The organism is Vicinamibacterales bacterium (genome assembly GCA_036504215.1).
Taxonomy (GTDB): Bacteria; Acidobacteriota; Vicinamibacteria; order Vicinamibacterales; family Fen-181; genus FEN-299.
The window spans coordinates 36,831-50,490 of the sequence record DASXVO010000005.1 but is presented as its reverse complement, the minus strand read 5'-3'; the positions used below and the strand labels follow the sequence as shown (position 1 = coordinate 50,490).

Annotated in this window: 11 protein-coding genes; 1 reads left to right on the top strand and 10 read right to left on the bottom strand. The window is 65.6% G+C overall.

Translation table 11 applies throughout. The annotated features are described in order from the left end of the window. Nucleotides 1-45 precede the first annotated feature (45 nt). From VGK32_01105 to VGK32_01060, 10 genes are all read right to left on the bottom strand, one after another. Nucleotides 46-1,407, bottom strand: a complete 1,362-nt coding sequence (locus VGK32_01105) for a sigma-54 dependent transcriptional regulator (GenBank protein HEY3380331.1) — start codon at nt 1,405-1,407, stop codon at nt 46-48. A 23-nt stretch (nt 1,408-1,430) separates the two neighbouring features. Continuing rightward, a complete protein-coding gene (locus VGK32_01100; GenBank protein ID HEY3380330.1) occupies nt 1,431-2,102 on the bottom strand; it encodes an ABC transporter ATP-binding protein in 672 nt (223 codons plus the stop codon). Continuing rightward, nucleotides 2,099-2,812 (bottom strand): ABC transporter ATP-binding protein, encoded by a 714-nt coding sequence (locus VGK32_01095; GenBank protein ID HEY3380329.1) that lies wholly within the window; start codon nt 2,810-2,812, stop codon nt 2,099-2,101. Before VGK32_01095 ends, VGK32_01100 begins: the two co-directional genes overlap by 4 nt. A 78-nt stretch (nt 2,813-2,890) precedes the next feature. Beyond that, a complete protein-coding gene (locus tag VGK32_01090; GenBank protein ID HEY3380328.1) occupies nt 2,891-4,147 on the bottom strand; it encodes an HlyD family efflux transporter periplasmic adaptor subunit in 1,257 nt (418 codons plus the stop codon). 382 nt (nt 4,148-4,529) lie between these two features. Further along, nucleotides 4,530-5,561 carry a hypothetical protein gene (locus VGK32_01085; protein HEY3380327.1) on the bottom strand — a complete coding sequence of 344 codons (1,032 nt, stop codon included), beginning with the start codon at nt 5,559-5,561 and terminating at the stop codon, nt 4,530-4,532. 128 nt (nt 5,562-5,689) lie between these two features. Next, a complete protein-coding gene (locus VGK32_01080) occupies nt 5,690-6,688 on the bottom strand; it encodes a hypothetical protein (GenBank protein ID HEY3380326.1) in 999 nt (332 codons plus the stop codon). Nucleotides 6,689-6,893: 205 nt separating this feature from the next. Continuing rightward, nucleotides 6,894-9,917, bottom strand: coding sequence for a M14 family zinc carboxypeptidase (locus VGK32_01075; protein ID HEY3380325.1), 3,024 nt, complete (start codon nt 9,915-9,917; stop codon nt 6,894-6,896). A gap of 108 nt (nt 9,918-10,025) precedes the next feature. Beyond that, nucleotides 10,026-10,889 (bottom strand): HDOD domain-containing protein, encoded by an 864-nt coding sequence (locus tag VGK32_01070; GenBank protein HEY3380324.1) that lies wholly within the window; start codon nt 10,887-10,889, stop codon nt 10,026-10,028. Between the two features lie 29 nt (nt 10,890-10,918). Further along, complete coding sequence (locus tag VGK32_01065; protein ID HEY3380323.1) at nt 10,919-11,284, bottom strand: response regulator; 366 nt, start codon at nt 11,282-11,284, stop codon at nt 10,919-10,921. A gap of 258 nt (nt 11,285-11,542) precedes the next feature. Beyond that, entirely contained in the window at nt 11,543-12,943 is a 1,401-nt protein-coding gene (locus VGK32_01060) for a sigma-54 dependent transcriptional regulator (GenBank protein ID HEY3380322.1), read from the bottom strand. A 163-nt stretch (nt 12,944-13,106) separates the two neighbouring features. On the opposite strand from VGK32_01060, the gene VGK32_01055 reads away from it, so the two are divergent. Then, entirely contained in the window at nt 13,107-13,652 is a 546-nt protein-coding gene (locus tag VGK32_01055) for a response regulator (protein HEY3380321.1), read from the top strand. Nucleotides 13,653-13,660: the final 8 nt, after the last annotated feature.

Below are 13,660 nucleotides of genomic sequence, written 5' to 3'. Positions count from 1 at the left end.
CGCGTCGCTCATGGCCCAGCCATCGGCGACCGCGCCTCGACCGCGTCATAGGCCGTAGCGCTGCAGTCGGCGGTAGAGCGCGCTACGGCTCAGGCCGAGCGCGCGGGCTGCATGGCTCACGTTCCCATCGTAGCGCGCCATCGCCTTCTTGACGAGGAAGGATTCGACGTCTTCGAGGCTCATGTCCTCGAGGCGCGATGCGCCGTCGCGCGAGGGCGTGAGGCTCAGGTCACCGTAGCGCAAGGTCGGCCCCTGCGTCATGAGCACGGCGCGTTCGACCGCGTGGTCGAGTTCGCGTACGTTGCCGGGCCAGTTGTGCTCGACGAGCGCCTGCAGCGCGGATTGCTCGAACCCGGACAGGCGCTTCCGATAATGCTGGGCGTGGAGGCGAAGGAAGTGCACCGCGAGAAGTGGGATGTCCTCGCGGCGTTCGCGCAGCGGCGGCAGCCGAATCTCGACGGTGTTGAGGCGGAACAACAGGTCCTGGCGGAACCGCCCTGTGGCGACCTCCGCGAACAGGTCCGAGTTGGTGGCCGAGATCACGCGCACGCTGACCTTGTGCGTGCGTGACGATCCGACGCGCTCGAATTCGCCGGTTTCGAGGACGCGCAGCAGCTTCACCTGCTGGGCGAGGCCCACATTGGCGATCTCGTCGAGGAAGAGCGTCCCGCCGTCGGCCAGTTCGAAACGGCCGACACGGTCGGTCTTGGCGTCGGTGAACGCGCCCTTCACGTGACCGAACAACTCGCTCTCGAACACGCCCTCCGAGAGGCCGCCGGCATTGACGGTGACCATCGGCCGCGTGGACCGCGACGAGGCGGCGTGCAGCGCGCTGGCCACAACGCCCTTGCCGGTGCCATTCTCGCCGGTGATGAGGATGTTCGCGTCCGCGGGGCCGACGCGCGAGATCATCTGCAGCACGGGCTGCATCGCGGGCGCCTGGGCAATCAGGTTGGTCGGGGCCTGCTCGCGCAGCGCGCTGTTCTCGGCTTCGAGACGCTGCCCGCGTCTGAGCGCGCGGGCCAATTCGGCCTGCGTGCGGAGGATCGTCAGCAGGCGCTCGTTGTCCCACGGCTTCTGGACGAAATCCCGGGCACCCCGCCGCATGGCTTCGACCGCGATGTCGACCGATCCCCACGCCGTCATGACCACGACCGGCAGCGTGGCGTCGATGGCCTGGATGCGGGGAATGAGGTCCAGCCCCTCGCGGCCCGACGTCGTGTCGCGCGTGTAGTTCAGGTCCATCAGGACGACGTCGAACTCACGGTCCTCGAGCGCCCGCAGGATGGCTGGCGGCGACGTGACCGCGTCGAGATCGCAGCCCTCGGCCTTCAACAGGAGCCGAAGTGCCTCGAGGACGTCGGGCTGATCGTCGGCAATCAGTACGCGGGTTCGGTTATGAAACATCACGGCGACGGCTCACAGGAGAATCAGTCGACCACCCACCCGTCTCGCAGCTGGATGATCCGGTGGCCGAACGAAGCGTTCACCTCAGAGTGCGTCACCTGGACGATCGTCGTTCCCTCGGCGTTGAGCTTCTTGAACAGCTCCATGATCTCCTTGCCCTGGGCCGAGTGCAGGTTGCCCGTCGGCTCGTCGGCGAGAATCACTCTCGGGCTTGCGACGACAGCGCGGGCGACGGCCACGAGTTGCTGCTGGCCACCCGACAGCTGGTTGGGGTAGAGGTCCTTCTTGCCGACGATCTGGAAGCGGTCGAGCACGTCGCAGACGATCGACTGTCGTTCGCTCTTCTTCACGTCTCGGTACGAGAGCGGGATCTCGAGGTTCTCGTACACCGTGAGGTTGTCCAGCAGGTGATAGCTCTGGAAGACGAACCCCATGTACTGCTTGTGCAGTGCCGAGCGGGCCTTTTGGCTGAGCGTGTGGACCGGCTGATCGAGGAAGTCGAACTCGCCAGTCCACGCGCTGTCGAACATGCCGATGATGTGCAGGACCGTGGACTTGCCCGCCCCCGACGGCCCCATGATGGAGACGAATTCCCCGTCGCGGATCTCCGACGAGATGCGGCGCAGCACGTAGGTGCGACTGACGCCGTGCTGGTAGAACTTCTCGATGCCGCGAAGTGAGATGATCGCGCTCACGCCGGGGTCGACTCCATGCTCTCCTCGACGACCTGGCCGTCGAACAGATGAATTGTCCGGTCCGCGTGACGGGTGAAGCGCGGGTCGTGCGTGACCATGCAGATCGTCGAGCCCTGCCGGTGCAGCTCGCGGAGCAAGTCCATCACGGCCTCGCCGTTGCGCGAGTCGAGGTTGCCGGTCGGCTCGTCGGCCAGCATGATCAGCGGGCTGCCGACCAGCGCTCGGGCGACGGCCACGCGCTGCTGCTGACCGCCGGAGAGCTGGCTGGGGAGGTGCCGCGCGCGGTGCGCCATGCCGACCTTCTCGAGGGCCTCGTTCGCACGCGTCTTTCGCTCGGCGGACTTCATGCCGCGGTACGTGAGCGGCAGCTCGACGTTCTCGAAGACCGTCAGGTCGCCAATCAGATTGAAGCTCTGGAAGATGAACCCGATCTCGCGGTTGCGGATGCGGGCCCGTTCGGCCATGTTCAACTTGGCCACGGGCTGTCCGTTGAGGACGTAGGTGCCGTCGCTCGGTGTGTCCAGCAGGCCGAGGATGGACAAGAGCGTCGACTTGCCGCACCCGGACGGACCGGCGATCGACACGTACTCGCCCCTGCGGATCTCCATGTGGATGCCGGACAGCGCGTGCGTCTCGACCTCATCCGTGTAGAAGACCTTCGTGACGCCCTCGAGCTGAATGAGCGATTGCTCAGACCCGTTGCCGTTCATCGTTCCTCCCGCGATCCGGGGTTCACCATCGTTGGCTCGTCGCCGACATCATAGCCGGCAGTGACTGGCCCGGCCGACTTATTTCAGCCGTACCCGATCGAACGCGTCGAACTGCGACATATCCGACAACAACACCTGGTCGCCGGCCTTCAGGCCCGACTTCACCTCGATGGTGTTGACCGACGTCTTGCCCACCGTGACCTTCACCCGCGTGCAGTTCGCGTTGTCCTCGTCCACCCGGAAGAGGCTGATCACGCTCTGTTCCTGACCGTAGGCGGGCCGCCCGACGAAGAGAATGTCGTTCAGGCGCTCGAGCTCGATCGTCCCATCCACGCTCAGGTCCGGACGGGCGCCCTTCGGCAGGTCACCCTGGAGCGCGACGTCCACCGTCACCGTGCCGCCCTGCACCGCCGGGTCGATGCGCGAGACGCGTCCCGGGATGATGCCGTTTCGCGTGTCGATCGACGCGGTCTGCCCGATCACGATGTCCTTCGCCTGGGTTTCTGCAATCTTCAGCTGCGCCTTGAGCCGAGCCTGGTCGGCAACGCGCGCGAGGTTCGTTCCTGGCGCCACCTGCGCGCCCACTTCCACCGGCACCTGCTGGAGCATCCCCGAGATGCCCGCGCGCACGTGGAGCTGGTCCACTTGGCTCCGTCGCAGGATCACCAGGGCCCGCAACCGATCCACCTCCGCGGTCTGCACAGCCAGTTGGGCCTGAACGGACTCGCGCATCTGGAGCAACCGCTTCTGTTCGATCTGATCGCGCGTCGCCAGGTTGTCGGACCTCACCTGCGAGAGCTTGGTGGTCAACGACGACACCAGCCCCTCTTTCGCCAGTTCCGCGTCCGATTCAGATTGCAGCTTGGCCTGGCGGTAGTCGGCCGTCACGCCGGTGGCGGCCGCCTCCTGCGAGAGGACGTCGTTCTGCACGCGAACGCGGAGATTCACGAACTGCGCTTCGGCCGCCTTGAATTGCTGTTCCGCTTCGAGCAGCGCCTGCGTCTGCGTCGGGTTGGTCAATTCGAGGATGATCGTGTCGGCGTTCACCGGGGTGCCGGGGTAGACCACGATCCGCTCGACACGGCCATCGGTGGCGGCAGGGATCCAGCGGATGTCCTCCGGCACGAGCGTGCCCAGGCCGCGGACCTGCCGCACCATCGGACCTCGCTTCACGGTATCGATCCAAACCGTGGCACGCTCCACGGGCGGTGCCGCTGGCTTCAGGCGCGACAAAGCAAGCGTGATGACGGCAATTCCGAGGAGTGCGATGCCGCCGATAATGAGGCGGCGGATCTGCTTGTTCCGCGCGATGCTGGACGGGCGTTGAATATCCATGGCTCGTTAGCCTTAGACGGGGTTCGGCACGAAAACGATCGCCGCGACGTTCCTGCCGTTCATCGAGGCGCATTCAGCCGGGCAGCGGGGTCTCGTCGCCGCCACTGTCCGAAGGGCGAGACCCGTGCCAGGCGCACACGCATCCGTAACTAACTGATAAGAAAGGGTATCAACGCAGCTGTCGGTGGCGGGTGTCTCTTGCCGCTGTGCGGCCATGGACTGGCTTGTCCCAAAAACGGACAGTGCGGGGGTTGCTCACGAAGACGGACAGGCGGGCAGCGCGGGCCGGCGGGAAGCGGGGAGGCTGGGAAGCGGAGAGGACCTCGGTCCTCTCCGCTTCCGCGTAACGTGGCTGGTTCAGGACGCGCCGTTCGGCACCCGACTAGCCCTTCAGCTTGAATCCCACCGGCACGGCGATGTCCTGGGGTCCAACGCTCGTGCCGATGCTCAGCACGCTCAGCGTCGTTGTCATGAACGTCGACTTGTTCGGGCCGTCGGTCGCGGCGCCCTTCGGGGCATCTGCGGCCTGTTCCTTGGGCTCTTCCTTCTTCTTGCCGAAGCGCCCGAGCATGCCGCCCAACGCGCCGGCCGGCGACTCGCCGCGCTCGTTGTCCTGTTTCTTGGCGTTGGTCGCCTGGTCGGCCGTCGTCACTGACTGAACGATTGTCACCGTCTCGATCGGCGTGCCGTCCATGTTGACCTTCTCGCTCTGCATCCTCGCCATGGCCTGCTTCAAACCGGGGTACATCGCCAGGGCCTGCGCCATCTGCTCGGCGGAAGGCATTGCCCCACCCTCGGCCATCTTCTTCGCGTAGCGCATGTCGAAATCGGTGATTTCCCTCATCGCCGCGATCTTCGGGGCCATCCAGCTGTCCACGGTCATCAGGATGCCGCCCGCCTGTTCGAGCGTCTTGCCCTTTTCGTGAACGGCGACGGTGACGACGACCTCCCGGCAGGAGTACCCGCTGATCTCTCGCTTCTTGCCCGTCTCCTTCGCGCTGAAGTCGATCTCCATCTCCTTCTGGTTCGCGTCCTTCTTCTCGCGGGTCTGCTGCTTGCGCGCGTCCTCGTCAGCCTTGGCGCGCGCCTCTTCCATCTTCTTTCTCATCTCGGCAAAGGTGTACACGCGATAGCTCTTGTCCCGCAGGCTGATCTCGTAGACCTTCTCCTCGGCGAGATCGACCAGCGTTGCGCTGTCCTCGTTGGCGGTCATCTTCCGATCGCCCTTCACCGACACCGTGCTGACGATGCCTTCCTTCGCGGCCTTGCCGCCGAACAGCCCCATCATTCGGCCGAGCATGCCCTCGAACTTGGTCTGGGTCTTTTCGGTGGCCTTTACGTCCGCACCCGCCGCACCGGCCGTGACCAGCAGCCCGCACAGTGCCAGCGCCGCACCCACTCGTAGGCGAATCATCCGATCTCCTCCAGGCACTCTATGTGATTCCAGCACGCCCTCGTCGTGCCGGCACATCAAGTCCCGGCCGGCGAGAACAACTGAGCATTTTAGCAGTATAGCGCTGCGACTGCCCGAGCGGCAGCCGATCACCGGCACCACCCGCCAATGGTTTCGAGAACGGCGCTGAACTTCGGATCGGCGGCGTCGAGAATCTTGTACCGCTCGCCGATCGGGTCCGACTCCTGGACAATCCAGAAAGGCTTGTCGGCGACCGTGAGCGCGGCAAGGGGGAGGGTGTTCGTAAGGCCGGCCCGGGTGCAGTCGGTGGACGTGACAAAGACGTTCGAGGCGAACGTTCCGTCGGACAACCGGTGGACCCATCCTTTCGCAAACGTGATCCGGTCGCACGGACGCTGCTCGCCGCCCCACAACGTCAGTGGCGGCCCGACATACCGTTTGGTGCCTTCGAAGTAGTAGAGACTGAGGCCGGGAACCGGAGCGTCGGCCCGCACGAGCACTTCGAGCGTGAACCGCGTGCCTGCGCGCTCCCGCTGGTCGCTGGCCTTCTTGCTTCGCACCCCGCCGTGGCGGGCGTGCTCGGTCTCGGACTTGAGAACCGGCAAGGCCAGGGCCTCCGTCACGATGCGCCAGTCGGCAGTCGTCGGGTCGAGGACGGTGAGCGGACGGACGGCGGCAGGGCCGTCGGCCGCGATCCCATCCTTCGGAAACGGGCGTTCCTCGGCCGTCGGCACGGCTTCCGCTGATTTGTACGTGCTCTGCAGGCCGATCTGGACGACGCACCATGGCGAGATGACCGTCGCTTTCTCTATGGCGATGATGCGTGCGCGCTCCGAGAGGGGCCAAGCCGCCCAGATGAGGACCGGCGAGGCGGTCGGCCACCAGGGCTTGGGCACGTCGCTCAGCGCCGGCGCCGCCTCGCGCACCATCGCGACCGCCGGTTCCCGCCAGATGTGCGACCATCGCTCGCCGTCGTGCGAGGCGAATGGGACGACGACGCCGTCGCGACGAAGCACGCCGACGGTGAGCGGATGGGACGGTGACGGGGTGTCCTGCGGAGCGCTCGACGAGACGGAGGCCGGGAGCAGGACGACCACAGTCAGGAGGCTGACGACGAACTTCAGCATGATGTATCCCTGGCTGACGGCAGGACTGGCAGGCGGATTATACAGGACGCGGCCGCGGCCGCTGCAAACGGAGACGACAACGGGTGAGAACAGGTGTGCGGAACGATGAGGGCGGGAGAGGAGAGGCGGGCCGACAAGAGGCGAATGCAGGGCCGCTCGAGGGCCCCGCACTCGCCATCTCGAATCTCACAGTCTGTGTTGTGCGCTACTTCTTGTCCAGCACCCGTCCCGCATCGAGGTTGTCGAAATTCAGGATCGCGTTGAACACCAGGCAGTAGCTGCCCTGGGTTTCGCCGCGCCAGACCGGGTTGGGCGAAAAGAGGACGACGTGGCCCTTCTCGTGGGGGACGTCGATGACCGCCGGACGCTGTGCGATCTCGTTGCCGCCGTCGAGGAGGCCGGACACGAGCAGATCCTTCGCATCGGCGTACCGGAGCACGACGCGCGGACGCTGCGCCACCGGTATCACGCTGAGTCCATTCCGCAATTGCTCGGTGGTCACCGGGAGCGCCTGCCACGGTTCGGCCTTCGGTTCCTCGGGCACCTCCGCCACGGGCCGGCCCTGCGGGGTGTCGGGGTCGTCCATGGTGCCGCGCCCCGTCGGGCGGTCGCGGTCATCGCCGAACCGGGGAGCACGGCCGGCGAGCGTGCTGCTGACGCCGAGGATCAGGCTGTTGGACATGTAGACCGAGAGGTTCTCGCCATAGCCGTACGCGATAGGGCTCGCGAGATCGACGAACTTGGAGCGCACGACGGTGCCGGGCGCCTTCAGGCGCTGGGGGCGCTGCATCGAAACGCCCTGCGTCAGGCCGAAGGTGACGGCCAGGTCGGAGGTGTCGTCCGCCGTGACGAGCAGGCCTCCGCTATGGACGAACCGTTCGAGGTTGGCCAGGCCGGTCCAGCCGAGCCCCGGGCGCATGTCGTCGGTCGAGTCCTCGGTGCCGATGTTCGGTGTCAGGTCGGTCTTCTTCCAGGGCAGCGGGTTGCCCCACATCGGGAGGCCGGCCACCACCTGCTGGGCGCCGCGGCCAACGGGCGGAAAGACGATCACGTCGTAGCTGGCATTGAGGTTCGGCGTCGCGGCCACCGTCTGGGTGCTGATGTACTTGTAGGGGATCTGCAGCCGGTCGAACTCGAGGCGCCACCAGCCTTCGTCCTGTGTGCCGATCCATGTGTGGACGTAGGCGATGCGGGGGGCCTTGATCGCGTGCGTCTTCACGGTCGGTCCGGCCGGAAGCGCATACGCCTGCAGGCCGAGTTCGCTCGTGACCTTCTGGAGATCCGCAGCCGCGGCGCCCTTGATGATGAACGACCCGCGGTTGAACTTCCGCCCCGCTGCCTCGAACGGTTCTTCGGCCGCCTCGAACGGAACGTTCTGCAGGCGATAGCGCAGTGCGAACAGGTTCGGGTCGGCGTCGTGGTTCACCACGAATACGGTGCCGGCACCGTTCACAGCGCCCGCCGCCTTCACATCGCCGTTGACGCGATCGGCTGGCACATCGAGCACCTTCGCGTCTCCGACGCGCACGACCTGCACGTTGAACAATTCACCGAAGGTCCAGCCGGTGTCGTCGTATGGGTTCTTCTGTGGATCGTTCGGACTCCAGTACTGGTAGTCCAGCAGCGCATCGGCGATGCGGCTGTACGGCTGGTCCATGCGGATGATGTACGAGCCGGCGGGGAACTGCCTGGTCTCGGTGGCCTTCTCGTCCTTCTTCGGATCGGCCGGCTTGGCCGGGTCGGCCTTCGGCGGTTCCTCGCCTGGGCGCGCCGGCTTCTTCTTCGCCGGTAGCGTCAGCGTGAACGGCGCGGTGGCACGTGAGATCTCGCAGCGCTGCTTCTGCAGGGTGCGGAGCAGTTCTGCCTGTGCGCCAGGCCGCGGATCATCGGCCGGGAAGACGTATGCCGCCGGCCCTTCGACCTTCGGCTTGAGAACCGATCGCTTCGCTTTCAGGTAGAAGTTCTTCAGGAACAGCTTGTTGTTCGCCGCGTAGTAGGAGAGCGACGTCAGGAGGCCGGTCTGCTGGTAGTTGTTGTTGTTCCGCTGTGACCAGAGCGCTTTGGGCAGCGGCGGATTCTGGCGGTACCACGTGCGGGCGTACTCGGTCGGCCGAAGCGTCCGCTCCACGGTGTCGGCGCCGCCGTTTCCGAACGTTTCGTAGAGCCGGCTCGTTCCGTTGTGCATCGCGGCGATGAACATCAGGTACCCGGGCGACCAGGTGTCGAACGTGCCGTGCGCGAAGGCGCCGGGCATGCCGAACTTGGTCATCTCCGACATGTTGTTCCAGCCGAGCAGCTGCCATTCGTCCGCGAGAATGGGATCGACCCAGGCGTTGTAGGGGCCGTCGCCGACGGTGTTGTCGTACAGATAGGGTACCGACTCGTGCAGGTCGTGGAGCAACTGCGCTTTCTGATCGACGAAGACGTTGATCACGTTCTTCGTCAGGGCGAGCGTGGCGCCCATGGCGTCCCGGTTGTTGTCGTGCACCAGGTACTTGCCCCAATAGACCAGCGGCGGCGTGTTCTCCTTTGGGTGCGCGACGTGCCACGCGTAGATGTCGGCCTGTCGGTCGCGGCCGTCCACTTCGACGACAGGCGTGATGAGCGTGATGACGCTCGCGCGAATCGCCTTGATGTACGGCGCCTCGTCCACGGCGAGGCGGTAGGCGAGTTCCATCAACGCAGTGGGGGCGCCAGTTTCCAGCGAGTGCAGAGACCCGGTGATGTAGTAGATCGGCGTCGAGGCTGCCACCAGGCGGTCGGCTTCCGCGTCATCGAGCGCGATGGTGCGAGGATCCGCCAGCTTGGCCAGCCGGGCCCGGTTCTCCTCCATCTTGGCAATCAGCGGCGCGTCGGCAATCGCCACCGCGATCATCTCCCGGCCCTCCTCCGACTTGCCGATCGAGAGGACCTTCACGCGGGGGCTGGCCTTTTCGAGGAGCCGCATGTACTCGTGCACCTGGGCAGAGTAGGGGAGCTTGTTCGGCGCACCGGCGATGTCACCGATGACGGCCTTCGGCGTCGGCACGGTCTTCGACGCGGGTAGGTAGTCCACGAGCGGCGACAGGAAGTGCGGCGCGGTTGTGTACTCCCGGATCTTCTTGGTGTATTCGTCGTCGATCGGCTGCTTGGGATCGCGGGCGTACCGGGACTGGGCGCCCACCATGGTGGTGGCCGCAGCGCAGAACACCAGTGATGCGACGATTCGGGCAAGGACGAGACGTTTCATCGGTGATCCTCACGAGGGGCGGACTGAGAGCGGAGCGGTAGAGTATCGCGGGGATTCTACTACAGGGAACCTGAGGAGGCGGGAAAAGGGGATGAACTCCCTCGTTCGTCAGGCTCGCGATGGGGCGCCGGCGAGAAACGCGCGAGCCACGTCGAACAGGCCTTGTGCGCGCCCGTCGACTTCGGTCAGCCAGGCCGTGTCGATGCCGAACTCGCGGCAGACCGCGTCGCCGATCAGATTGTAGGCGTCGGGGTCGCACCCGAACCCGTAGCGATGGCTCAGGCGATCGGCCAGGTAGACCACCATCGCCTTGCGCGGCGTGTGGGTGGCGGCCCGGTAATCGTGGTGGCAGCGGATCGGTTCGTCGAGCGACGTCGGCAGGCCCCAGCGGCGGAGCGTGATGCCACCGAAGCTCGCATGATGCTGGTCGATGGCCGTCGCGACCTCGTCGGCCGGGATCGAGGTTCCCGTCCGCCGCTTGTAATCGAACGCGAGTTTCAGGATCAGGAGTTTCCCGATGTCGTGCAGCAGGCCGGACAGGAAGGCTTCGTCCTCGGATTCACCGGCCTGATCGGCGACGATCCGCGCCATGTACGCCGTGCCGATCCCGTGTTCGATGAGCGTGCGGCCCTGCTCTCCGTAGATCGACGGGTCGTACATCTTCGAGCTGAAGCAGACGGTGAACACCAGGTTCCGCACCGGCCCGGTGCCGATCCGGATGACGGCCTCGGAGATCGTGGTGATCTCCTGCATCGGCGCGCAGTAGGCGGAGTTGGCCAGCCCGAGCAATCGGGAGGCGAGCACCTGGTCTTTGGCTATGACGTTGGCGAGTTGGACGAGGGAGACATTCGGGTCGCTCGTCATCTCGATCACGCGACCGGCAAACGTCGGGAGGACTGGAATGGCGGTGTTCTGGGGGGTCAGCCAGTCGCCGATCGGAGAGGTTGCTGTGCCGGGCCGAACACCGTCCATGGTTCACAGGTCCTGAAGGCAGGGAGGGGCTACTTCCCGATCACCGCCTCGATCTTCTCTTTGATGATATCGGGCGTGAAGGGCTTGACGACGTAGTTGTTCACGCCAGCCTTCAGCGCTTCCACGATGTCATCCTTCGCGGCATTCGTCGTCACCATCAGCACGGGAATGGCCTTGGTCTTGTCATTGGCCCGCAGGCTGCGGATGAATTCGATCCCGGACATCTCGGGCATGTTCCAGTCGGTGACGATGAGGTCGACCGGGTTCGTGGACAACCGGTCCAGGCCCTCGCGGCCGTTCGACGCCTCAACGATGCTGGTGTATCCGAGCTTGTTGAGAGTGTTGATGATGATCCGACGCATCGTGGACGAATCGTCCACAACGAGGATTCGCATGAGCGGCTCCGTCACGGAAGAACCAGGGAGTGTGCGGTGCAGGCACCCGCCCGCACACATATACAATCGGCCGACCGCCTGGAAACTTGAAGCACACCGCAGCCCGTGGTGAAAGTCCCGTCGGCATTCGGCCGACGCTGCATCTCACCCGGCTGCGTTGCTCCTCCCTCGAATATGGCCCGCTATTCTCAGTCGTCGCGCCCTGCCGGCTGGGCGCATCGTCGCCCTCGGTGCTGCGCCGCGACTTCCACCGGGCTGCTAGGCCGCCGTGAACCGTTCGTCGAGATTCAACCGGTGCAGCTTGTCGATGAGCGTCGTACGGCTCAACTGCAGCAGGCGCGCCGCCTGGCGCTTGTTTCCACCGGTCTTCTCGAGGCACCGCAGAATCAGCTCGCGTTCGAGCTGCGACACGACCGACGTGAAATTGATGCCCTCGTCCGGAATCCGAACCGCGGGGAGCATCATGGAGCCGGCCGGCTCGATGACCTCGGGTGGCAGCGCGCCGGCGGGTATCTCGCGTTCCGCGCCCGTCATCGCCACCGAGTGCTCGATCGCGTTCTCGAGTTGCCGGATGTTCCCGGGCCACGAGAAGTTCATCAGGCAGCGGCACGCCTCCTGGCTGAGGGTCTTCTGCGGCAGGTTGTTGTTGCGGCACGCCTTCTGTACGAAGTGTCGCGCGAGCAGCGGGACGTCTTCCTGGCGGTCGCGCAGCGGGGGCAGGGTGATCGGGATCACGTTGAGGCGGTAGAACAGGTCCTCGCGGAAGGTGCCTTCCTTCACGAGCTTCCGCAAATCGCTATTGCTGGCGGCAATCACCCGCGCGTCGAACTTGATCGGGCGCGATTCGCCGACGCGCTCGATCTCCCGTTCCTGCAGCGCGCGCAGCAGCTTGGCCTGCAGCGCGGGTGACATCAGCGCCACCTCGTCGATGAAGATCGTGCCGCGGTGTGCGAGCTCGAACCGGCCGACCCGGTTGGCGATCGCGCCCGTGAACGCCCCGCGCGCGTGGCCGAACAACTCGGCTTCTGCGAGCGCTTCGGGGATCGCGGCGGCGTTGAACGCGACGAACCGTTGGTCGCCGCGCGGGCTGTTGTGATGAATCGTCCGCGCGATCAGTTCCTTGCCCGTGCCGGTCTCACCCTGGATCAGCACCGTGCTGTTCATGGGCGCGACCAATTCGAGCGTGGCGAAAATGTGTTGCATTGGCGCGCTCTGGCCAATGACGGCGTCGAACCCGAAACGGTTGCGCAATTGCACGCGCAACTCGGCGTTCTCCTGGCGCAGGCGCCGACGCTCGAGCTCGGATTTCAGGACGCGCGACAGCTGCGAAACCTGGAACGGCTTGATCAGGAAGTCGATGGCGCCGCGCTTGATGGCGGCGACCGCCTCGGTCACGCCCCCGAACCCCGTCATCACCACGGCAACGACTTCGGGGTAGCGAGTGAGCGCGAAGTCCAGGACCTCCATGCCGTCGGTGTCCGGGAGCCGAAGATCGACTACGATAGCGTCGAACGCGAACGTCTTGAGCCTGGCCATCGCGTCCGCGCCGTCGGCTGCCTGGGTGGCGTCGAAGCCATCCGCGGCCATCGAGTCGGCGATCAGTTCGCGAAGGTCCGCTTCGTCGTCAACAACGAGAACGCTCGGTTGAGAAGTTCGCATAGGAGTCTCAGGACGTACCGACTATCCTCGCCCCGGCCGCGGCCGTCAAGCGAAGATTCATGAAAATGCGCCAGGTGCCGATTACCCGTCATGGAGTAAGGTCAACCGACCGCTCGCAAGCCCTATGCCACAACTCCCGCACACTCCGTTGAACGTCCTCGTGGTGGATGACGAACCCGAGATCCGGGAGCTCCTCGTGGAGTATTTCCGCGACCGGGGATTCGAGACGGCGACCGCGGGCGACGGGCGAGCGGCCATCGCCGCGATCGAACGGGACCCGGCGCGGTACCGTCTCATCGTGACCGACCTCCAGATGCCGGGGGCCGACGGACTCGCCGTCCTGCGCGCAGCGAAGACCGCGAATCCATCCTGCTACGTCGTCATCATCACGGGCTACGCCTCGCTCGATTCCGCCATCCAGGCCGTGCGGCTCGGGGCGTACGACTATCTGACCAAGCCGTTTTCGATGGGGCAGATTGACGTCGTGGTCGAGCGCGTCACCGATCGTCTGGCGCTCGAGGCGGAGAATCGCCAGCTCGCGCGTCAACTGAGCGGGCGGGCCGGCGGTGATCGTGACCTCAGTGGGGATGGGTCGCTGTCGGTGGCCGCGCGACTCGACGTCATCGAGCAGCGGCTGGCGCGGCTCGAAGTCCTGCTGCGGGATTTGGGCGATCGCCTGGAACGTCCCCGCTTCGGCTCCATGCGCTGACGCGGTCC

Bases quoted from the DNA above. Each gene is read 5' to 3' on its own strand.
- VGK32_01105 (HEY3380331.1), bottom strand. From the start codon at position 1,407: ATGTTTCATAACCGAACCCGCGTACTGATTGCCGACGATCAGCCCGAC.
- VGK32_01085 (HEY3380327.1), bottom strand. From the start codon at position 5,561: ATGATTCGCCTACGAGTGGGTGCGGCGCTGGCACTGTGCGGGCTGCTG.
- VGK32_01060 (HEY3380322.1), bottom strand. From the start codon at position 12,943: ATGCGAACTTCTCAACCGAGCGTTCTCGTTGTTGACGACGAAGCGGAC.
- VGK32_01075 (HEY3380325.1), bottom strand. From the start codon at position 9,917: ATGAAACGTCTCGTCCTTGCCCGAATCGTCGCATCACTGGTGTTCTGC.
- VGK32_01065 (HEY3380323.1), bottom strand. From the start codon at position 11,284: ATGCGAATCCTCGTTGTGGACGATTCGTCCACGATGCGTCGGATCATC.
- VGK32_01080 (HEY3380326.1), bottom strand. From the start codon at position 6,688: ATGCTGAAGTTCGTCGTCAGCCTCCTGACTGTGGTCGTCCTGCTCCCG.
- VGK32_01070 (HEY3380324.1), bottom strand. From the start codon at position 10,889: ATGGACGGTGTTCGGCCCGGCACAGCAACCTCTCCGATCGGCGACTGG.
- VGK32_01095 (HEY3380329.1), bottom strand. From the start codon at position 2,812: ATGAACGGCAACGGGTCTGAGCAATCGCTCATTCAGCTCGAGGGCGTC.
- VGK32_01090 (HEY3380328.1), bottom strand. From the start codon at position 4,147: ATGGATATTCAACGCCCGTCCAGCATCGCGCGGAACAAGCAGATCCGC.